General features: G+C 52.4%; 15 protein-coding genes and 2 pseudogenes. 4 read left to right on the plus strand and 13 right to left on the minus strand.

Features of this window, described 5'->3' with window-relative positions; translation table 11 throughout:
* Nucleotides 1–10 precede the first annotated feature (10 nt).
* The 10 genes and pseudogenes from RBB80_RS01295 to RBB80_RS01340 all read right to left on the minus strand — a co-directional run bounded on the left by RBB80_RS01295 (nt 11) and on the right by RBB80_RS01340 (nt 12,766).
* Complete coding sequence (locus RBB80_RS01295) at nt 11–1,294, minus strand: tyrosine-type recombinase/integrase (protein WP_433966550.1); 1,284 nt, start codon at nt 1,292–1,294, stop codon at nt 11–13.
* A gap of 609 nt (nt 1,295–1,903) precedes the next feature.
* On the minus strand, nt 1,904–3,256 hold the full coding sequence (locus tag RBB80_RS01300) for a spinster family MFS transporter (protein WP_433966551.1): 1,353 nt from the start codon (nt 3,254–3,256) through the stop codon (nt 1,904–1,906).
* Between the two features lie 70 nt (nt 3,257–3,326).
* On the minus strand, nt 3,327–3,608 hold the full coding sequence (locus RBB80_RS01305) for a membrane dipeptidase (RefSeq protein WP_433966552.1): 282 nt from the start codon (nt 3,606–3,608) through the stop codon (nt 3,327–3,329).
* Nucleotides 3,605–4,372: a dipeptidase gene (locus RBB80_RS01310; RefSeq protein WP_433966553.1), complete on the minus strand. Its 768-nt coding sequence runs from the start codon at nt 4,370–4,372 to the stop codon at nt 3,605–3,607. The genes RBB80_RS01305 and RBB80_RS01310 overlap by 4 nt, the downstream gene beginning before the upstream one ends.
* 102 nt (nt 4,373–4,474) lie before the next feature.
* Nucleotides 4,475–5,530 (minus strand): proline racemase family protein, encoded by a 1,056-nt coding sequence (locus RBB80_RS01315; protein WP_433966554.1) that lies wholly within the window; start codon nt 5,528–5,530, stop codon nt 4,475–4,477.
* Nucleotides 5,531–5,569: 39 nt separating this feature from the next.
* Nucleotides 5,570–7,344 (minus strand): annotated as a pseudogene (locus RBB80_RS01320) (CocE/NonD family hydrolase).
* Nucleotides 7,345–7,504: 160 nt separating this feature from the next.
* The gene (locus tag RBB80_RS01325; RefSeq protein ID WP_433966555.1) at nt 7,505–8,785 is read right to left on the minus strand and encodes an NAD(P)/FAD-dependent oxidoreductase; all 1,281 of its coding nucleotides are present in this window, start codon (nt 8,783–8,785) and stop codon (nt 7,505–7,507) included.
* Between the two features lie 48 nt (nt 8,786–8,833).
* The gene (locus tag RBB80_RS01330; protein ID WP_433970046.1) at nt 8,834–9,775 is read right to left on the minus strand and encodes an ornithine cyclodeaminase family protein; all 942 of its coding nucleotides are present in this window, start codon (nt 9,773–9,775) and stop codon (nt 8,834–8,836) included.
* A 184-nt stretch (nt 9,776–9,959) separates the two neighbouring features.
* On the minus strand, nt 9,960–12,239 hold the full coding sequence (locus tag RBB80_RS01335) for a TonB-dependent receptor plug domain-containing protein (RefSeq protein ID WP_433966556.1): 2,280 nt from the start codon (nt 12,237–12,239) through the stop codon (nt 9,960–9,962).
* Nucleotides 12,240–12,280: 41 nt separating this feature from the next.
* Complete coding sequence (locus RBB80_RS01340) at nt 12,281–12,766, minus strand: carboxypeptidase-like regulatory domain-containing protein (RefSeq protein WP_433966557.1); 486 nt, start codon at nt 12,764–12,766, stop codon at nt 12,281–12,283.
* A gap of 43 nt (nt 12,767–12,809) precedes the next feature.
* On the opposite strand from RBB80_RS01340, the gene RBB80_RS01345 reads away from it, so the two are divergent.
* On the plus strand, nt 12,810–14,006 hold the full coding sequence (locus RBB80_RS01345) for a GntR family transcriptional regulator (RefSeq protein ID WP_433966558.1): 1,197 nt from the start codon (nt 12,810–12,812) through the stop codon (nt 14,004–14,006).
* Here the strand turns inward: RBB80_RS01345 and RBB80_RS01350 are convergent.
* Together RBB80_RS01350 and RBB80_RS01355 are read right to left on the minus strand one after the other, a co-directional pair.
* A pseudogene (locus tag RBB80_RS01350) lies at nt 14,003–15,018 on the minus strand (CocE/NonD family hydrolase). The gene RBB80_RS01345 and the pseudogene RBB80_RS01350 overlap by 4 nt on opposite strands.
* The gene (locus tag RBB80_RS01355; protein ID WP_433966559.1) at nt 15,015–15,743 is read right to left on the minus strand and encodes a CocE/NonD family hydrolase; all 729 of its coding nucleotides are present in this window, start codon (nt 15,741–15,743) and stop codon (nt 15,015–15,017) included. Before RBB80_RS01355 ends, RBB80_RS01350 begins: the two are co-directional and overlap by 4 nt.
* A gap of 171 nt (nt 15,744–15,914) precedes the next feature.
* Here RBB80_RS01355 and RBB80_RS01360 point away from each other — a divergent pair, with 171 nt between their 5' ends.
* From RBB80_RS01360 to RBB80_RS01370, 3 genes are all read left to right on the plus strand, one after another.
* Nucleotides 15,915–16,796, plus strand: coding sequence for a lysostaphin resistance A-like protein (locus RBB80_RS01360; RefSeq protein ID WP_433966560.1), 882 nt, complete (start codon nt 15,915–15,917; stop codon nt 16,794–16,796).
* A gap of 224 nt (nt 16,797–17,020) precedes the next feature.
* Nucleotides 17,021–17,401 carry a transposase gene (locus RBB80_RS01365; protein WP_433966561.1) on the plus strand — a complete coding sequence of 127 codons (381 nt, stop codon included), beginning with the start codon at nt 17,021–17,023 and terminating at the stop codon, nt 17,399–17,401.
* A 1,007-nt stretch (nt 17,402–18,408) separates the two neighbouring features.
* Nucleotides 18,409–19,398 (plus strand): HipA family kinase, encoded by a 990-nt coding sequence (locus RBB80_RS01370; protein ID WP_433966562.1) that lies wholly within the window; start codon nt 18,409–18,411, stop codon nt 19,396–19,398.
* Between the two features lie 1,461 nt (nt 19,399–20,859).
* Here the strand turns inward: RBB80_RS01370 and RBB80_RS01375 are convergent.
* The gene (locus RBB80_RS01375; protein WP_433966563.1) at nt 20,860–21,603 is read right to left on the minus strand and encodes a response regulator; all 744 of its coding nucleotides are present in this window, start codon (nt 21,601–21,603) and stop codon (nt 20,860–20,862) included.
* Nucleotides 21,604–21,973: the final 370 nt, after the last annotated feature.

The following is a 21,973-nucleotide window of genomic DNA, read 5'->3' on the forward strand; positions in this document are numbered from 1 at the left end:
CTTCAATTCGCTATGCAACCTTGCCGGCGAATTGTGGCGCCTTACCGCTCTTCTGGGTCTTCTCCAGGAAGTCCGCCCACTCATGCATCATCGTGGTGCGCGGTCCTAGATAACGGGCATGATCGTAGGCGTCGCTCACCTTGTCCCTTTTAAGGTGCGCGAGCTGCAGTTCGATGTATTCGGATTTGTATCCTAGCTCATGCAGGATCGTCGAAGCCAGGCCCCGAAAACCGTGCCCAGTCATCGCGCCTTTGTACCCCATACGTTCCAACGCCTTCAAAATGGTGTTATTGCTCATGCATTTTTTAGGGTCACGATCGCCGGGGAAGAGCCATTCGCTGTGTCCCGTCAAGTCGTGTAGCACTCCCAGGACCTCAAGAGTCTGTCGAGCCAGGGGCACGATGTGCCGTTTACCCGACTTCATGCGTTCGGCCGGGATGTCCCAGCGAGCCGCCTCGAAATCAAACTCTGTCCACGGGGCTTCGATCAATTCGGACGTCCGCAGAAACGTTAACGCCATTAGTTTAATTGCCAGACGCGTGACATGGGTTCCCTGATAGATTTCAATCCGTCTCAGCAAGTCGGGTAATTCTCTGGCCTCAATGCGGGCATAGTTGGTTTCGCGCACTGGCTTCAGAATGTCGCTAGGTCTGAACTCGCTGGCGGGGTTGCGGTCCGCGTAGCCACGGACTCTGGCGTGGCGAAAGATCTGCGCCGTGGTCTGAAGTGCGCGCCGGGCAATAACTCCGGCGCCGCGTGCTTCGATGGCCATCACCATCGCCACGATCTCGGGAGCTTGAATCTTCGCAATCGGCCGCGACCCCAAAACGGGCAGGATGTCGGCCTCCAGACGACGCTTCACGTACTCCACGTGTCGCGGGCTTTTTTCGTGGTGCCAATGTTCCATCCATCTTGTGGCAACGCTCTGAAAAGAATTCTCGGCATTTGCTTTCTTTGCGGTTTTCTCAGCCTTCCGTTGCGCCATTGGATCGATATCTTTAGCGAGAAGCACCCGGGCGTCGGCATACTTCTGTCTCGCATCCGACAGTGAAATATACGGATATTCTCCCAGTGACATGAGTTTTTCCTTGCCATCAAACCGATAGGACCAGCGCCACAGCTTGCCGCCTGCCGGAGTCACCCGGAGGTAAAGTCCGCCTCCATCGACCACGCTATAGGCTTCTGCCTTTGCTTTAGCATTCTTGATTTTGGTGTCAGTGAGCTGACAAGGGTATCTACTCCGTGGCGACGGTGTCGCTTTGGCCTTCTGTATCTCGGTATTGGCTAGTGTCAAAATGCCTCCATCTGCAAAATACACCCAAGCTGAGAACAGAATACACCCAGATGTACACCCGCCAAACGATGGATGTCCCCGTACACTCCCGGACGCATACGGACTAACTCTACGGTAATTATGCGGGGTTTAGCGCTTAAATTAAGTTCTTGTGGATTTCTCCGGATGCTCTCGGATAAAGAGATGGCGGTGGATGCAGTCCGAGGGCGAACTACTCTCCGCGACAATCCGCCTGCTTACAGGGAAATATACTGGGAATGTGGGCCTTTTTGACTATCAATATTGGTCAAATCCGCGCGTTAAGGCCTCGATTGAGAGGACAAGGCATTTCAGCAACAGCGAACAACAGGGAAATATCAGGCAATGCGTGACCTAACTTTTGTAAAAAAACCCGCATAAACCGCAAATCGGGATATTACCTCCGCTTCGCAGGTCAGTGCGTTGGCGGGCAGCGATCCCTTCCAAGTGGCGCTTTCAACATTAGCTACACTGCAGTTTGTGCCTCGGCGGGGTTGACTCCTCACGAAATCATCTTCTCGTGCAGCTATTCTAAAATGTGTTAGCCATATGGTCGCGAACGCCCAACGCGGATGACGCGGGAGCCGGCGATCACTTACCGATTGGGGAACAACCGTAAATCGGTTCGCCTGGCGACATCTCTAGACCGCTCTTTCCGGGTATCGCAAGGATATATAGACCAGCGGAGACCAGCATGGCCGGTGCCGTGATGCACGCCAAAGCTACACAGAGATGCTGTGTGCCAGCAAGGTGATCAAAGAGGGAAAATCTTCCGCGAAGGCCTAGAAAGTCTGCCCCTGACTGAAGGTTCGATGAAATCTGTCCGATTAATGGTTGGGAGAGCCCGTCCCCAAACAGATGAATGACTGTCAGCATGATCGCCGTAGCCGTGCCACGCAATCCGGGGATGACAATTGTTACCAGGATTGCGAATACCAGCCCGGTGCTCATATTTCCCAGTAACACCTCGATAAAGACGGCGGAAAATAATGGAATACCGCGATCCAATAGGGCTAATCCGATAATAGGAACGACAGAACCCAGCGCGCTTGCCATACATATCCAGTAGTATGCAGTGCGCCTCTGCCGAACGAGGTAATCCCCGACAAGGCCCCCGAATATAGGACCTGCGATTCCCGCTATGAAGACGAGCGTGCCGTATATGGTGTTTGCCTGGACGATCGGGATTCCCTTATCACGCTGGAGTAGTGTCGGCAGCCAGAACTCAACCGGGTTATAAGCAAATACCTGCACCGTGTACGCGAGCACCAGCAAAAGAAAGGGCCGGTTGCTTACTAAATTGCGCGCGGCGACGCTGAGCCTAGGACGAATGGACTCCTGGTCCGGATCGAGATTGCCTCGAGTGGGTTCGGGGAAAAATCCCATAGTGATCGCCATGACAATGCCGGGAAGACCTACCATCAGGCAAGCAACACGCCAGTTGTATGCTGCCGCGATCACTCCTGCGAGGATGACTCCCAGCGCTGAACCTACAGGAGACGCGATGTAAAAGAGGGACATTGCGGATCCGCGCTTGCTGGTACCGTAGACGTCAGCGATCATGCTGGGCGAGACCGTCATGTAAGTAGCTTCACCTACACCGACAACAGCCCGGGTCGCAGCGAGCTGCCCAAAACCCCTGGCCAATCCCGCGAATGCGGTCGCGCCGCTCCAGACAGAGATCGCAAGCATTATCAACTTGGATCGATTCGCACGGTCACCGATCCAGCCAACGAAAAGCGGCAGAACGGCATACGGGACCAGGAAGGCAAGGGCAACCCTGCCCAACTGGGCGTCGGTCAAACCAAGATCCCTGCGAATCGGTTCGAGCAGTCCACTGATTGCGAGCCGATCAATATAGTTCAATAGATTGATCGTGAACAGAAGAGCAAGAAGCAGTCTTCCGTATGAAGCTCCTTGTCTCAGTCTGCTTACTTGGGTCATAGTCTCTCGCTGTATCTTCGGGCCAAGTCAAATCCGATGGGTATCACAACTAGAAACCTGAAGCGGGGTATTACTCGCCGACGGCTCTTTCGAGAACTCGCAGAAAATTTTCGCCCATAATGAGGTCTAGATCTTTCTGCTTATACCCGCGTTTGATAAGCGCTTCGTTGAGTAAGGGTAAGTTCGCGCAGGTCTCCAAACCCTTGACCACGACCGTAGCACCGTCCCAGTCCGAACCAAGGCCTACATGCTCGGCACCGACCAGGGACACAGCATGATCGATGTGATCGCATAGTTTTTCGATAGAGACGGCGGGAACGCCTTCCATGCAACGGGCGTAAAGATTCATCATGTAGTTGGGATCTTCTTCCGGAGTGACCTTAGGCGAGTTAGCACCGCGCAGCTGATCCCATCGCTCCTGGTATGCGCTGGAAGCCGCGTTGTCCACGAAAGGGGATAGTAGGCCATATCGATGAGGCCGCCTTTGCTGGCGATCTTCTTGATTAAGCCGTCGGTAAGATTACGCGGATGATCACAGATAGCGCGGCAACAGGAATGAGAGGCGATTACGGGAGCGTCAGAGATCTCCAATACCGCTTCAACTGTCTCGTCGGATGTGTGTGAGACATCGATCAACATCCGAAGTCGGTTCATCTCACGAATCACTTCGCGTCCCAGATCATTCAGACCGCCCCATCGACGTTCGTCCTGAGAGGAATCAGCCCACTCGTTTGTGTTCGCATGAGTGAGAGTCATGGTGACGACTCCCATATTTCGCAGCGACCGCAGTATGTTCAGATCGCCCTCGATAATATGACCTCCCTCTACTGCAAGCAGGCCGCACTTACGGCCTGAAGCGACAGCAGCTCTCACCTCTCTGACTGTGCGGGCCATGACAAACTTTCCGTTGGACGCTTCAAGCGCCTGGAAGAAGGTACCGGCCATCGACATCGCTCGCTTGATCGTCTTGCCGGGAGGAAGTCCTGGGGCGATGTAGAGTGCGAACACCTGCACATCCAGCCCCCTTGACCATATCCGGGAAGTTGACGGCCAACTTGCTGGTCGGACTGAAGAAATCTTCGCCTTCATCCAACACACGAGCAAAAGTGTCGGCATGGGTATCTATCACAATGGATGTTTCGTACGGTTCGCGCGAGTTCATCAATTCGAGTTCCCTTCTCCTTGCTAATTTAGATATCCAGAATGCACTCGAGCCTTCTATGCCCAGATATCTCCCACGGTAAATCCCTCTGGAAAAGGGTCGTCCGGATCGAGAACATAGTTAGCGAATCCTGTAATCCATGCCTTCCCGCTGATGGTTGGTACGACAGCCCGATAGCCCCCGACTGTGGTTTCTGCGATGAGTCGCCCGGTAAAAAAAGTGCCAAGGACACTCTCATGCACAAAAGTCTGGTGCAGAGGCAGTAGTCCCTTGGCGTATAAGACCGCCATCTTTGCGCACGTCCCTGTACCACAAGGCGAGCGATCCAGACTGGCCTTCCAACTCTCGGGCCTATTCCAGTCGAACGTTCCGGTTGAAACCACCACGCTGTTCCTTCGATCTGCCTCCGGACTAATTGCGGGAGCTGAAAGCTGAGAGATAGAGACTCCGGCGATATCGGGATTCTCTGGATGGACCACGGGAAGTTGCTCTCGCGCCGCTGCCTTCAACATCTCACCGATCCGTGCAATTTCACTGCCCTCTTCGGGGACTAGGGAAAGTCCGAACTGGGATGCATCGGCGATGACATAGAACATGCCTCCGTAGGCAACATCCACGGTAACGGAACCAAGGCCCCTGACTTCAATGACGCGGTCGAGATGGACAGCGAATGCAGGAACATTCTGAAAGGTCACCTGCGTGACTTTTTGATTCGATACTTCTGCTTCGACTTCAACTATTCCCGCCGGCGTGTCAAGCTTGAGCCGGGTGATCGGCATCTGAATCGGAACCATGCCTGTTTCGATAAGAACGGTCACGACACAGATTGTGTTCGAGCCGGACATTGGAGGATACTCTGTCTGCTCCATGATTATGAAGCCGATGTCGGCACTTGGATCGGCCGCGGGTAGCACCAGGTTGCAACACAGTGCAGGATATCCACGCGGCTCACGCAGCATTCTCCGGCGAAGACCATCCGCGTTCTTTTCAAGGTAGACTTTCTTCTCGTACATCGTGCGTCCAGGAACATCGAACACTCCGCCCACGATGACGCGGCCCGGCTCTCCGCAAGCATGTGCATCTACCGCTGAGATCATGTTCGCGAAGCGCATGAGCAAGCTCCTTTCAGTTGGCTGCGGCGACTAGCCGGTCTACTGTCGCGTGAAGAATGCCGGTGTTCCGGTGTTGTCGGGCACAATAGGAATCGTTATGTACGATGGATGCTGATTGTCGTGGTAAATCTTCTGCTGTGCGACCACGATATTGCTCGTCTTACCAAGAGCCTCGCCCGTATTTTGATTACGGTCGTACTTCGGGAAGGTACTCGATGAAACTTCAACCCGAAGACTGTGCCCGGTCTTGAACACCTGACAGGTATTCCATAGGTCGATATCGTAGGAGTAGATCTGTCCCGGGGTAATAAGGGAAGGTCTATCGCCTCCGTCTCTATACCTCGCCCGAACGATTCCGTCGCTGAGTCTCTGGGCAAATCCATTTGGCCACACATCGAGGAGTTTGGCAGTGAAGTCGGTGTCTTTTGCGGAAGAGCTGGCTGAGAGCTGCATCCGAACTGCGCCGCATACCGTCTCGTCCTGCAGGAATGGCGCCGCCGTGAAAACCAGAACATCGTCTCTTCGTTCGATCGAGCGATAGTCGTCTGGGCCCCCGAGCTGAGCAAAGGTTTGATCCATAATCATCGGTACCGGATCGGCTGGGTCGTAGGAGTAGACATCTTCTTTGTCCTCGCCAGGTTTGGCCTCTGACAGGATTCCGTCACCATACAGGCTGTTGGCTTTTCCATTACTGTGGAGGAAGTAACGTATGTCCTTTGTGCCAGGAATCGGCCACGTCTCTTCATCGAGCCATTGGTTCTGCCCCATGAGAAAGATGCGTACGGGTTTTTCTTTGGCTATTCCGGTATCCATACCTTTCAGCCAGTAGTCGTACCAACGGAGCTCATACCCTAAAAGATCGATGACTGCCGTTGGGCCAAATTCTATCTGTCCCAGTTTCGTCGTTGTGTTCACCGCATGAGGCCATGGTCCCATGAGAAGTTTCTGCGACTGCTGCAGCGCCTGCGGACCTTCAGTCGTCATGCCGATGTAATTCATAGTGGCACCGGCCTGTTCATCGTCATACCATCCGGAGACGTTCATGACAGGCACATTCACAAGGCTGAACTTGCTCTGGTACATCAGCGGGTCCCACCATGTGTTGATCCCGGCGTGCTCGATGATGTCTTTCCAATACTGAATGCGGAGGCCTGCCGCTTCGTCCATGGTGTAGATCGGCAGATGCATGTAGGTTTTATTCCAGTCGACCGCAGCTAGGTTCTGGAGAACGTGGCCTGTGGTGAAGTGGTAGAGGCTGAGATAGGCCGGCGATTGCAAGCCGGTAGGATTCTCAATAAACGGATCGGGCGGAGTAGTGTGAACGATCATCGTCGTGAGGTGCGGAGGCTGATGAACCGCGGCGAGCCACTGGTCGTACCCCAGATAAGAAGCGCCTAGAGTGCCGGTCTTCCCCGTTGACCACGGCTGCCGCGCACACCATTCGATGGATTCATATCCATCTTTGCCTTCGTTGCGCTGGGGGTGAATCTTCCATCAGAATCGCCTCGGCCTCGAACATCCATCGCCACGTAAACATATCCGCGCGCCGCAAAATATCTGCCTTCAGTAAGGTAAACCTGATTCTTAAATTCGCTGCCTTTGTTGTACGGAGTGCGAACGAGAATAACTGGAAAACGGCCTTCGGCGTCCGGTCGATAAACGTCCGCAGATAATTCCACGCCATCGCTCATCTTGACACGCTGATTAAAGTCGATCCGCACCTGAAACTCCGCCTTCGACCCCGGCGTACTGGTCTGCGCGAATATGCTGAGACAGCAACACAAAGAAATCGAGAGCAAGGACCAACGCTTCATCGTTATCCTTCAGTCATTTCAAAGACAGTTGGACCTGTGCTACGGGAACCAAAACAAGAGTCTGTTGTGCGACGCCTTCGGAGGCATAGTGGGCAAATTTTGTTAGGTCTGATTTTACTGTATCACTGTTATATAACAGAAGGTAATAAATATTACTAATTCAGATCCTCGAACCAAATCGAGTGGGAGAGAGTCGTGCCGCCTCATAGGGCAGAGGTTTTCCCGCAGCTAGTTCGGCAGTAATCTGTCCGGTCAGAGGTGCAAGAGTAAGTCCGAGCATCCCATGCCCGGTTGCATATATTAAATTCTCCCAGCGTTGCGACCAACCCACTATAGGAAAACCATCCGGCGAGCAGGGGCGGTATCCACTCCATGGCTCCAAGCCGTCAAAGGAGATTTCCGGTGATAGGTATCGGCAAACACTTTTAACCAGCGCCTGCGCACGTCTCGCGTCGATCGCTGAGCCTACTTCCGTGAGTTCCAACACGCCGCCAAGTCGCAGATCGTTCCCCATCGGAGTTAACAGCGCTTTGGATTCAGCGAGCATGATTGGCCGTAGCAAGTCGGCACCTCTGCCTGGTGCAGTAAAAGAGTATCCGCGCGCGGGTTGCACCGAAAGACTTACGCCAAGAGGTTTCGCCAGCGAGGGTGTGGCACAACCGGCCGCAAGTATGACTATTGAAGCGGCGAAGAAGGATTCCCTTGTGCACACCCCGGTGATACAGTTCCCCGATGTCCTCAGACTGGTTATCCTGCTATGTTCCAAAATCTCCACGCCGACTCCTCTGGAGACGTCTGCCAAGCCCAAGACGAAGTCTGCAGGCTGAATGTGGCAGTCATCTTTATAAAGCAGACTTCCGCAGACGTTAGACGAAGCTGCCGGCTCCAGGAGCCTGGTCGCCTCCGGATCAAGAATCTCCACTTCCAAGCCTGCTCTTCTGAGCGATTCTGTCCGCCTGCTCGCGTCACGGAAGGCGGTCGTAGTGGCGAAGAGCTCCAGAACACCTTGTTTCTTATATCCGAAGCTAAGGTCCTCTCTACGGGATAACTGATCGAAGAGTGACATACTGACGAGAACGAGCCGCAAAAGTTCAGCAGTTGCAACAGGAGCTGGCTTTAGATAGCTTACTCGAACAAACTGCGATAGCCATGCGGCCAACTGGGGATCGGACCGCCAGTGAATTGAGAATGTGCTTTCAGGATCAAACATCCAGGCAGTCGCTTTGGCTATTACTCCAGCAGAGGCCAGTGGCGTGCAATGGCTTGCGGCCAGCAATCCGAGATTTCCATAAGAGCAGCCGGAACATATTTCATTTTCTTCCAACAAAAGCACGCGGAAGCCGGCCGTTGCCAGGAAGTAGGCACAACACACACCGACTGCACCGCCACCAACTATGATGACTCGCCCTTCACTTGCGCCGACTGTTCGAGATTCCGTCATCAACGAATTTCCTCACGAACAAGTCTGATCACAAGAGCCCACTTTGGGTCAATGAGTACGCTGGAGTAGCAGGCGAGCAGCAGCAAGATCTTCCAGAGCGCAGCCTACGCTTTTAAATAATGTGATGTCAGAGTCGTTCCTCCGAATCTCCTTTTTGCCGGAGAGCCCTTCATGCAGATCGGCAAGTATATGTTCCGGCCCGATTACATGATTGGCTTGCGGAATCAATATATCTCCAGCTTCTACGGGCGCTCCTTCGTAGAAATCGACAACCAGCCGCGATCGAAGAATCGTTTCATCGTCGACTTCGCGCGTGTCCGGGCGGAAGGCACCTACTGCATTGACGTGCACGCCCGGACGCAGCAATCTACCATCGAAAAGTGGCGTAGCGGATGTGGTGCATGTGCACAAAACATCGGACTCCGCAGCACACGTGTCGGCGTCCACAGATCGCACCTGGAGTTTGAATCTCTCCGAGGCCATCGCAGCGAATGTTCGACTACGTTCCGTCGACGAGCCGCAGATTAGAACATCTGTAAAGGGTCGTACAGAGAGCATTAGGGAGAGGTGTGCAACTGCTTGCCTTCCTGTGCCGAACACTCCAAGAACGCTGCAGTTTGTCCGTGCCATGAGTTTTGTAGCTACAGCAGATGTTGCAGCAGTGCGCAGATCAGTTAAGACGTCTGCTTCCATCGCCAGCAGAGCTTCGCCGGTCTTGCCGTCGTAAACGGTGTAGTTAGCCTTTAGCACTCGAGGACCGTGACCAGGATCTCTACTCATCGTCACGACTTTGATACCAAAAACGTCTTCCGCAAAGCAGGGCATGACAAGAACAGTTTGTGAGCCTTGGGAGAGAATCATTCGCTGCGGCATGACGTAGGAATCGCGATTTAGTTGGAAGGCATCTTCGATTGCTTTTATAAGATCAAGGTTATCTAGTTGTGATGTTGCATCCTCATCACGCAAATATTGCAGAGAGTCCTTCAACATTGTTGTCACTTTGAAATCCTGCTTCCGTCTGCAACGGCTTCTCTGCGCTTATAAAACATGAGCCGCTGATAGGAGGCTCATGCGCCGCGTTGACATGCTTGTTTTGTAGAGCCTGCTGTAAGTCATGGCCGGATGGGTGGGATAGAGTCGAGGATCAGCGAACTCCGCGTCACCTCAACCACACCTAAAATGAGTATCTAACTCCGAGCTGAGCGAGGCGAGCATCGCCCTGCACGGGATCTCCGGCGAATGCAGTGGGTTGTCCAAAGTCACTTCCGAGCTCATTGCCCTGATACCCAGAAGGGTTGATGTTGTTAAACAAGTTGTACAGCTCGAATACCGCTTCTATCCTGCCGAATTCGCGTGGCATCGTAAAGAACTTTGAAGCGCGCAGGTCTAGCTGGAAGAAGTTGGCTCCAACACCGGAGTTGATCGTTGCTACTCCGACTGGAAGGTCATTGTTGACGCCATCGCCATTCAAGTCTGCTCCAGCGGTGATGTTGTAGCGAGAGTGTGAGCTGAATCGAGCGATCGATGAGATCTGGAACTGCTTCGGCAAGGTCCAGACCGGGCTCGCCAGCAGCTTATGCGTCGGAGACAGTGCGCAAGGTCCAAAGTTTGCGGGGGCACCTCCGTCATTCTCTGTGATGGGAAACGTACTGAAGCCCTCGTCAGAGGCAACGACATTGGTGCTGCGACAAGTTGAATAGGTATACCAAGTATTAATTGCGAAGCTCTTCGAGTAGTTGTGCACAAGAGAGATGTTCAGCGATCGGTACAGATTTTTTCCCGTTGTCTGTTCGATGCGTATTGGAAAGTTGTAACCGGCTGCCGCATACGGACGTACCTGATTTTCCAGACTGGGAAAACGATTGATCTCATCAGCAGAAGGAGTATGGTCTCCCCGAGACCACAAGAAATCTGCACCAATCACTGTGTTAGGAGCTAATCGATGTTCGAATCCTATCGTCGCGTGCTGGTAACGCGGATCAACCTGGTGCGGATCTACTACTGAATTCTCCAACGGAAATGGGCTCGGCGTTAGCTGGTTTGGAGGTAGCGGCTGGCCATACTGATAGAACGAACCGTCTGGGTTCAAAATGCCGGTTGGATTCGATACGAGATATCCGAGAACTTGAGGATCTGGATTGCGTTCGACAATAGTGAAGAAGCTCGTCTCGATCGGAAAGTTATAGTAGAGCCCATATCCGCCCCGAATAACGGTTCGCCCTGTTCCAGTAGGGTCATAGGCGAAGCCGAGGCGTGGACCGAAGTTGGTCTTCGGCGTCTGAGTTTGTTGCCCGGTGAAATATGGTGAGGCTGTTTGAAGGAATTGATAAGTCTGGCTATAGTTCTGATTGAACGCAACGCCGCCGTAAACATCCCAACGGAGACCTGCATTGATTGTTAGTTTGCGAGTGATCTGCCAATCATCTTGGGCGAAAACGCCGAACCGGTTGAAAGAGTTGAACGTGAAAGAGGCGTCACCTACGTTGTAGAAGATCTGGGAGATTGGAGAAGTGAGACTGTTGCCCAGAAAGCTGTACTGAGGAAAAGTCTGTGTGCCGTATGTCCCCTGTGGATGTGGTTCGAGAATTTCTTCCGCTCCAAATTTCAGGTTGTGGGATCCCCTTCCCGCGACTGTCGTCGAAAAAGTATCGCGTAACTGATATTTTCTGAACGATGTCGTTTGAGGAAAGGACGGACCTTGTCCCAGAATAACGCCATTCGAAAAAGACAATCCAGGGCCCGAACTGTTTGCCAACAAACCGTTTTGCCAGTCTGCCGTTTCGAAGGTTAGCTGATTCACCTTGTTTGCTCCGAAAGTGCTGGTGAGGTTTATAGTCCCGGTGTTGTACGTGTTCTGATTGGTACCGGAGCTCTGATGGGGAGTGAGCGTGTTGACATCGCTAACGTCAGCGTTGGTTTCACGCGAGTAACGGAACGTAAGAAGAGTATTCTTCGCCAACTGCACATCGAGTTTGGCAGAGATAGTAAACAGCGTTTGCGGCAGCGTCTCTGGTCCATCCAGCGTAGGAGCAACGCCCTGCGTATTCACAATGTTTACGGTGCTCTGGGAAAGTCTTTCCGGCGACACAAAGAAGAACATGCGGTCTTTTATGATTGGTCCCCCAAACGAACCACCAAACTGGTTTCGGTTGTACGCGCTCTTCGGCGAATCCGATAACTCTTCGCTGTGAGTCTTCCAGTTAAACGCATCGTTGCGGAAGAACTCAAAGGCGCTCCCATGCCAGTTGTTCGTGCCTGACTTCGTTATCACATTGATAATGCCGTAAGCAGCACGTCCCTGCTCGGCAGTAAACCGGTGTGTAATTACCTGAAACTCCTGAACGGCTTCGAGGCTGACCGTTTGCAGGAGACCGCCGTCGAGATCTTCATTGTCGTCGGCGTTATCCACGTAGAAGCTGGTATAACGTCCTCGGCCACCCGCGATCGAGGGCATCAGACGATTCTTCGCAGTCGGATCTGCATTGAAGACCAGCGTCACGCCTGGCGTGAGGACCGCAAGATTGGCAAACTGACGCGATTGGAGGGAAGGTCCCGAACCTCACGGGTGCCGATTGTTGTTCCTATATAGGACTGTGTGGTATCGACGACTGGAGGATCACTGGATACGTTCGTCGTCTGGGCCACAGAGCCAACGTCAACAAGAACATCCAGACTGGCTGTCTGTCCAACGGTGAGAGTGATTCCCTCGACCAGCTTAGCCGCAAATCCTGGCTTCTCAATCAAAAGCTTGTAACCGCCTGCAGGTATAGCTACGAAAGCAAACGCACCTGTTCCCAAAGTCTGGGACGAACGCTGCAATCCGGTCTGAGGATTGGTCAGCGTAACGTGCGCTTCGACAACAGCTGCGCCAGATTTGTCGGTGACAAAGCCACGGAGGTCGGCTGTGGCCTGTTGAGAGAACGCAGACACGGTAATTGACAGGAAAAAGATGGCTGGAACGCAAACGAGTGCTTTGATCATGAAGCCTCCTTCTTTGTCAGCTGTTATAGTGATGTAGTACAGCATGCAACCGCCCGATGTGTCAAACGATTTTCTGCTGAAGCCGTACTTTTTGGCTAGAGTGCCGCTAAATCACATAGATTTACGTAGTCGCTTGATAAGCAATGTGCAGGTGTTAAAATTCACCAGCATCGTCGGGCGAAAGGAAAGTTCCAAGTTGAGCGAACTAGAGCGATTTACTCTCAATTCGGAGAGCGGCCTTCCCTTATATCTGCAAATCGCCCATGAACTCATCTTTCGCATTGAGACTGGCGCACTGCACGTTGGCGACAAACTTCCTGGAATACGAACACTAGCCGAGGAACTAGGTGTTTCCTTTCTTACCGTCAACAAGGCCTACGCCTGGTTGCGAGATCGAAGAGTAGTTGCAAGCACGCGGGGAGTGGGGGTGCGGGTCATTCTTACGCTTGAAGCCACTGGAGAAGAGGCGCGCCAGAGGGCGCGACTCTCGGCCTTTGCCGAAAAAGTCGTTACGCAGGCCGTGCAAAAGGGGATGGACCCCATGCTTGTGGCGCAATCCATCAACCATCGCGCACTCGCCCATCAGCGACAAGCGGCACCAGTCAAAATCATCTTCGTGGAGTGCCTGCCGGAGTATGTCGATGACTATACTGCGGAGCTTCGAATTGCGCTGGCCGACCTGCATCTTGAGATTGAAGGAGTTTTGACGACTTCGCTCAAAGATATAGTCTCTGCCCTACCCCCGGCCCCAAAAAACGCAGGCACTGACAAGTTAATGACTACAACTCTTTACCACTACGACTTTGTTCAACGCCTGGTGAGCCCTCGGCATCAGAAAGTCTTCGCTCTATCCCACACTCTCGACAGTGAGGCCATACAAAATATTGTCTCCGTACCACACAATAAGAAGCTCGGCGTGTTATTCGGCTCAGTCGATCCGGCTCCGGGGATCATAAAGATGATCCAGTTCTATCGTGACTCTCCGGCCGAATCGATTCCTTATGCTGTTGTAACTGACCAAGCTGCTGTTCGTAAGGTCATAGAGAAGTCGGACGTTCTGATCTACACCGCAAGCTGCAGGGATTGGATAGCTAAGACGGATGCCAGAAGACAAACGTCGATTTTGATCCGGTTCGTTCCCGATCAGGAAGCGATCAATAAGATCCGCATGCTTGTGAAGCGTGATAAAGGCAAGTGGGGCAAATCGATCACTCCTGACGGGCCAAGCTTTTCTCGTTAGTTGTCTGGCGCAAAAGGAATTGTCACATAGGACGGATGGTCCGCATCATGATAGATCTTCTGCTGAGCCACCTTTATATTCGCCGTTCTTCCGAGTGGCTCTCCTGTGTTTTGATTGCGATCATATTTAGGAAATGCGCTTGAGGCGACTTCAACCCTCATACGATGTCCCGCGGGAAACTCTTGGCATGTGTTCCACACGTCCACGTCATAGGAATAGATTTTCCCTGGCTCGATCAGCGATGCCTTATCCCCACCGTCGCGAAAACGGGCTCTAATCATTCCATCGCTCATGCGCTGGGCAAAACCGTTCGGCCACACGTCAAGGAATTTCACCATGAAGTCCGTGTCTGTCGCAGACGACGAGGCGGACAGGTGAGCACGGATAGGCCCGCAGATCAATCGCGGCTTTTCGAAAGCTTCGCTTGTGTATACCAATACATCGTCGCGATTCTCCACAGGACGGTAGTCGTCCGGCCCGCCAAGCTGAGAGAACGTCGCGCCGGTAATAAACGGAACCGGATTCGCAGGATCGTAGCTATACCGGTCGAACGATGGCTTTTCTGATGGCTGCAACGCAAGCACTCCCTTTCCATAGAGACTGTTCGCGTTGCCTTCACTGTTGAGGTAATACTTCACCATCTCCGTGCCAGGCAGCGGCCAGCCAGACTCATCTTTCCATTCGTTTTTCCCATCAGAAAGATTCGCACTGGAGGTTCAGCCATGATGCCTGTATCGATCCCCTTCAGCCAATGATCGAACCAACGGAGCTCATACCCGAACAGATCTATCTGACCGGTCGGCCCAAACTCGATCTCTCCTAGCTTATGAGTCGAGTTAATGGCATGAGGCCAGGGTCCCATAAGTAACTTCTGATTCTTGCGCTGATCGGCAGGCCCTTTTTGTGTCATCCCGATATAGTTCATGAGCGCGCCTGCCTGCTCGTCGTCATACCAGCCCGACACATGCATGATTGGTACATGAACGCGGTCGTACTTATCCTGATAGATCAACGGTTCCCACCAAGAGTTAATCCCGGGATGATTGATTGCTTCCTGCCAGTAGACGGAGTGGTATCCCCCGCTGCGTCCATCGTGTCCAGCGGCAGATGCCAGTAAAGCGCATTCCAGTCCACAGCGACATCATTATGCATCGTATGGCCGAGAAGCAGGTTGCACCAACTCATATAGGTTGGAGAAGGAAGACCTGTCGGTGACTCGACGATCGGGTCAGGCGGCGTCGTCATTACGATCATCGTGGTTAAATGTGGCGGCTGCTGCAGCGCTGCGATCCACTGATCGTAGCCTAGATAAGACTGACCAATCGTTCCCACCTTTCCACTCGACCATGGCTGCTTGGCACACCATTCGATGGAATCGTATCCGTCAGGACCGTCATTACGGTATGGAATGAAAAGACCGTCTGAGTCGCCCCGTCCGCGGACATCCTGAGCGACATACACATAACCGCGGGCCGCAAAATATCCACCCATTGCCAGATGATTGCCTACCTGGGTGCTCTTGTTATACGGAGTTCGCGCAATGATCACCGGGAACTGTCCGGGAGCATCGGGCCGATATACATCGGCGTCTAGTTCAACGCCATCCCGCATCTTCACCCGCTGATTGAAATCGATCTTTAGATTGAAAGTCGGAGCCGAGACGGCACCCTGTTGAGCGTGAGAGGAGAAGGTAGATATCAGGACCAGGCAAAAGAGACTTGCGGTGCGTCGGAACATGATTGAGCTCTCCGAAGGGGCGGGTAGGATTTCACTGTGATATCACATACGTATAGTGTTGTCTAGCAGCATAACAGCTAGACTCAACTGTCATGCTGAAGTCAAGGTATCCCTGGTTTCAGATCTGGAAGGTAAGCTGCGTCGAATTCATTCCAAAGTGAGAATCCCACCATGAGAACCAGTGAACATCGTAATCAGATCCCGCTCTATCTGCTGTTGGCGTTCGCATTCAGTTCGCTCTTCTATTTCTTGATTATCAAGTCTGGCCATATAGGATCAGCCGGCGGACTCTATGTGGTGGGGCTGATGTGGTCACCGGCGACGGCGGGTATCATCGCCTGCTTGAGCTTCGGAGAATCTTTAGGCACGCTCGGCTGGAAGTGGGGCGAGACACGTTATCAGGTGATGGCTTACCTGATTCCTCTGCTCTACGCGACGATCGCTTATTGCGGAGTCTGGCTCGTTCACGGAGGCCATTTCTATGACTATGCCTTTGTTGAGCGCACAGGTCAAAGCTTTGGACTTGGAGCTCTCCCTCCGTGGCTTACCATCACGATTTATTTTGTACTTTCGGCAACTGCAGGTATGGTGCCGGGTTGCGCACGCGCACTCGGGGAAGAGATTGGCTGGCGCGGCTTTCTTGTTCCTCATCTTGCGAAGAGATTTAGCTATACAAAGACGGCCTTGATCAGCGGAGCAGTTTGGTCAGTCTGGCACTACCCCGTTCTGATAGGAGCAGACTACCGTTCGAATAGATCTGTATGGTATGAGCTGGCCTGCTTCACGGTGATGATAGTGTCCTCAAGCTTCATCTTTGCGTGGATTCGTTTGAAGTCTGGAAATCTGTGGACGTGCATGTTTCTGCACGCCAGTCATAACCTTTTTATCCAACGGTTCTTCGATCCCATGACGGCCGATACTGGCCGCACCAGTTACTTTACCGGTGAGTTTGGGATTGCGTTACCGTTGGTCACTATTGGCTTTGCGTTTTACTTTTGGACTCGACGTCACGAATTAACAATCGGACAAACCACTAACGGTGTGTCAATGTAGCATGGAAGCAGTTGCGGAATTGTTGCCGCATTTGATCCGAGCTACCGATTCCCTAGAATTTGAAGCGGTGAGAGAAAGATCCAACTGCCGACTAAGTCAGAGCCGGGGGATGAGATCCATAACCTGGTATATCTCCCTGGCCACCGCGCGCGGGAACCGGTTATCCAACGCGGTCTGAAGGTGGAGTCGGAAGAGAACCGGCACACAGCGCAGCACTCGGTCCGGTGCTCGAACAGATCGCGGCGATGACGCTCAAGATCAAGCACTACGACCAGCAGATCCAGCAGCTCGGTCGAGCCAAGTATCCAGAGACACAAGCTTTGTTGAAGGTCCACGGAGTGGGCCACATCACCGCCCTGACCTTTGTTCTCACTCTAGGGAACAAGGAGCGATTTGGACGAAGTCGCGATGTCGGATGCTACCTCGGCCTGAGACCGCGACGCAGTCAGTCAGGTGATCGTGATTCGCAACTCCGCATTACCAAGGCCGGCAACGTTTATCTCCGAAGTCTGCTGATCGAATGTGCCAACCACATCCTCAGACCGCACGGACGAGACTCGGCTCTCCGACAGTGGGGCTTACACCTTGCCTCCCGCGGGAGGTAAGCAAGCGAGGAACAAGGCTGTTGTTGCGGTAGCACGTAAGCTGGCGGTGCTCCTGCATCGCATCCTGGACGACGCAGGAGCCCTATATGCCGTTCTACGAACAAGCTGCATAGATGATCACCATGTTTACTCGTTGCGACGACACCGTGTTCCGATGACTGCGAGTCGGCTTTGGTCTCAGAGACCGACCGAGAAATGGCAGCATCGACTCTCCTCTCGAATCCCAACCGGCACCGAGCCTGCTTCAAGATTGGCTCTTCAAGAGTGCGAATAGAAACACGGTGGAGAGCAATGTGCCGCACAACGAACAACAACAAAGACCCTAACGAGGAAAAAACAAGTTGACACTAGTGACCTGCTCATAGAAAGCCGACTAATCGTCCAAGTGGAAAGTCCCCGACTGGAAATCAGTGAATACTATGGCGTTTATAAAGACCAATGGGCCTAAACTCCGGTCACGCCGTAACCGCCTTTGCATTCCGGCCATCCGTCGGAGGACAGAGGGCTGGTTAGAAACTGTCGAAGAGTTTCAATCCGCAGTATTTTGCAGAAGAGAGCGAACTCGATTCTTGCCGTTGCGTGGCCGTCTTGCGTATGCAAGTACATCTCCACGGGTATACCTGCCTTCCTTAGCGCAGCGTAGTAAGCCAGTGATTGATTTCACCGTCGATGTCGTCATCCTCGCTTTTGAAGCAAAAACGTATGTCATGTCGAACGATCCTGTTCATCGCCCGAGAAGCAACGTCTCATCCTTGCGGGCGATAACGCACTGATTTGCCCCGAAGGGCAAGCGCCAACCGACTTGCTCCAGAGAGGTCGGCTGGTTCTCTTCAGAACGCTAGCCCAATTGAATGTTCGAAAGATCGGCAGTTGATCAAAAGACTGTCCCATCGACCCAGGCGGTTCACCCAAAAGTGTTATCGAACTGCGAACTATTCTGAATATCCTACTAGCGAAATCATGGTCCTACCATGTAGCCTCCTAGTGATTCAACCTGGAGGAATGCGTTGAGTTTCGTTGAGTTTGATTCCTTCTATAAGGAAGAGCACCCTTGTTCTACTGTTTTTCTCTCTGCTAACAAATACATTCGGAAGATGAAAGGTGGTTCTCAATCAATCCTTGTTCAATGCGACGACGATAGATTCTACGTCGTAAAAATGGCCGGCAACCCACAGGGGCCTAATGTCGTGGCCAATGAGTTTCTGGGTAGCGTCATCGCAGGCGCAGTCGGACTTCCCGTAGCTGAAAGTATGGTGATTCACCTATCCGATCACTTCATCGATAGTGAGCCAGACATCTGGTTTGAACTCCCCTCAGGAAGAAAGCGTCCGGACGCTGGCTTGCATTTTGGAAGCCTGCTTGTGGGCCAACCCTCTGGTCCACAACGGCCATCAGAGTACATCAGTCCCTCGAGAATCAACTCTATTGCGAATAGGGATGCATTTTTGGGGATGTACATCTTAGACGTTTGGGCGAACCATCAAGACAACCGACAGGCTGTTCTCCTCAGGAGATCGGACGACAATGCTCAGGAGGCTTTCTTCATTGACCACGGCCACATGTTTGGAGGTCCTGACTGGAACTTTCGAGAACGGCCGGGAGCGGCCCTCCATCTCGAATCATCCGTTTACTCCGAACTCTGGCATGACGAGGTCGTTTCGTCCTGGATTTCCCACTTTCGAACCGTTCTTCCTGAGGTCCTCTCTTGGGTCACCTCAATTCTTCCCGCGCGATGGTATAACGGTGACTTGAGAAGCCTGATGGAAGGACTAATCCATCGATTATCCAACCTGACCGAGCTTGTCCAAAAGGATGCGACGAGATCCCGACAGTTCGCTTACCAGAACAGTGAAAATGACGCCCTGCGATTATCAGATTCTGGAATACACAAACTCAGAACTCCGGACACACGGAGTGCCTTTTATCGTGATCTTGCGGTTTCATATGCAAAATTCATACACTCTGACCGGGTATGTTTTGCAAAATTGGGAAGCTAAGATCGAAGTCACTTTGGAGGGCGAGCTCAGTGATGTCGAAGTTTTTCTGGAAGATCTTCGGCATCACAGCCGCACCTCGCCGTCATCCGATACGCGTTTCTTTGATCGTTTGAATGGCCTTGGTGTTGGACCGCTCCGCGCGTTTGTATCTGGCTCTTGCCTCGTACAAGAGTTGGATACGGTACTTCCGATGTTCTTCGATGGGCAGGTCAGACTGTCAGGGTGGCAAAGATCCTTCGATCTAGTCGGTGAGGATTGTTTCGATCTGGCAGGAAAGCTGGTCCCGACATTTACTACTAGCTCTTTGCCCTCAGACGGGTAGAATCGACGTCACATGATTGGACCCTGTAGTACATAGATCTGCCCCATTCCTGCCGATCCCTGACCCAGGCAATGGCGCAGGCGGCAAAGACGAAGAAGATTACTGTTGACCACAAGAGTAAGAGGTTTCGTGCAATAACGTGCAGATGGAGAGTCAATCCGTCGACAGAGAATATCTCCAGTAAAAATGCAATCCGCAACAACTGAACCGAGGTGTTTATTCCGCAGTACGCCTTGAACGCGGCCGTGGAAGAGAAAATGGCAAGCACCATCCACACAATGGGATGCACTGAAAGTCTCGTGAAAAGCTCGGCATAGAGAGCGGGCATTAGTTTGCTCGATTGAAATCAGATCCAAGGTTCGAATTATTCTGAACGGATGGTTTCCGCCTTAACAGGGCGGCGCATTTTCCAGCAATTTCGATAAGAGACGCATGATGTTTCCTTGAAACGGGCAACTGACTCTACGGCGATGACAACACTCGCTTGGCGGGTCGTTCCAATTTAGATTTCCTGAGAAAGATACTTGCAATAAGAGATCGGGCGGTGGGAGTAAGGATTAATCCTACGGAAACGTAGCCCGCGCACAGAAAGCTAGTCCAAGCGGGGTGGTGACTTGATCTAGAGATGCGGGACATCACGTAATCACAGGCTGTGAGCAGCGCTAAAAGATCGCAGACTGCCGATATCTGGAGGAAACGATCTTTCGCTATTAGAGCCGCGGCCAGATGTCTCCAGGGGAACGGATACCGTCTCGCACAGACAATCACTACAAGGAAAAACGTACATACATCAAACAGCTTCATTTTTCTCCCGATGCTGGTCTAACTCAATGTGTGCCATCAGATACGAGACCATTCTAGCTCCAAAGTCACGCTCAAACCAATTCGCGGTCGCATTAAATCCACACGCTGACCCAAAATGGAACCGCCTCGCTGCAAGCAAATAACGAAGATCGCATGATGTATCGCCGTTGCAGTTAGCTGAGAAAGCATCTTCGTTTCGTCGGCGGCAAACCCGAATGCCCGCTTCTACGCTATCGGTAACAGCGATCAAGCAGGAAGTGCATCTTCGACCGACTCCGAGATATAGCTGTCCATAGCTTGGCTCAGCTGAGAATCGATCTCGTCGGCAATTGTCATCACGCTGGTGAGCACGACGCGAAAAAATCGATTGTTGCCAAATTGTTTTGCAACGTATCAAAGACGCAGGCCTGCAATATCCGGGACTCTTCCACCATCATTGCAGCCGTATAACCCTGCCTACGCCGGTTGATTCCATGTTCAGAGGCGGCTTCTGAGATCAGTTCTTTGCTGCCGATTGATTTAGTAGAGTTAAGGCGAGACACCAAATCACGAAAGACTTGAGGGAGATGACTAGTGCGCTGTTCGTATGTCATTGAGACTGCCATTAGCTTCTTGTCAGTCACAATACGGTTAAACCACGCCTGAATGGTGATCTTGGCTAAGCGTTCCAGAATGGAAGCCACGGTCTCCACCACACGAATAGCAGATGATCCACTTACCAGCCTCTGCTTGATCGCCTTAACCACCTCCATTACTTCCATCGGCTTCACCAATATCTGATCGGTCTGCTTCAGGATGGCATGAGCTGCGGCATCCATCTCGGGGAATGCACTGAGTAGCATCGTGACGGCTTTGGGATTAGCGTGGCGCATCGCACTTACGACCGTCAGGCCATCTCCTGCTCCTGGCATGTGGAGATCACTCAGCAGCACGTCGAAAGAATTCGAGCTAATATGCTTCAGCGCTTCTGGCACGTTTGTTGCTGTTGTTACATCGAAGTCATGTTGTTCTAGGACCTTTTCCAAGGTAAACCGTACAACAACATCATCATCGACCAACAGAACTTTCGTAGCGGCCACAACATCTCCTAAGTACTCTACAAGGGAAGGCCATCAATTTTATCAGCACCGGAGTGGCATTCGGAACGCAACCGATACTTCTATGAGATTGGCGGCGAGGATTGAGGCAAACGATGGAAACAAGCGTATAAGGCATATCGAGGAGTTTCATCTCTCCCCAGCACCAGCCGTTCGGAACCGACACAGAGCCGGTTCAACATATTCGTTAGACAGGCCCATCATGCAAACGGTTGCATAGTTCTGTTTTGAAAATGTGCAGTCATGCATGTCGAGTATGGCAGCGCCGAATCGTGCAAAAGTGAAGGGCTTGACGTAGTGACAAGAAGCTGCGTAGAGACCAGTGAACGTGAATTTGTCTCCTTAATATCGA

The organism is Tunturiibacter gelidiferens, assembly GCF_051013345.1.
In the GTDB taxonomy this organism is placed as follows: domain Bacteria; phylum Acidobacteriota; class Terriglobia; order Terriglobales; family Acidobacteriaceae; genus Edaphobacter; species Edaphobacter gelidiferens_A.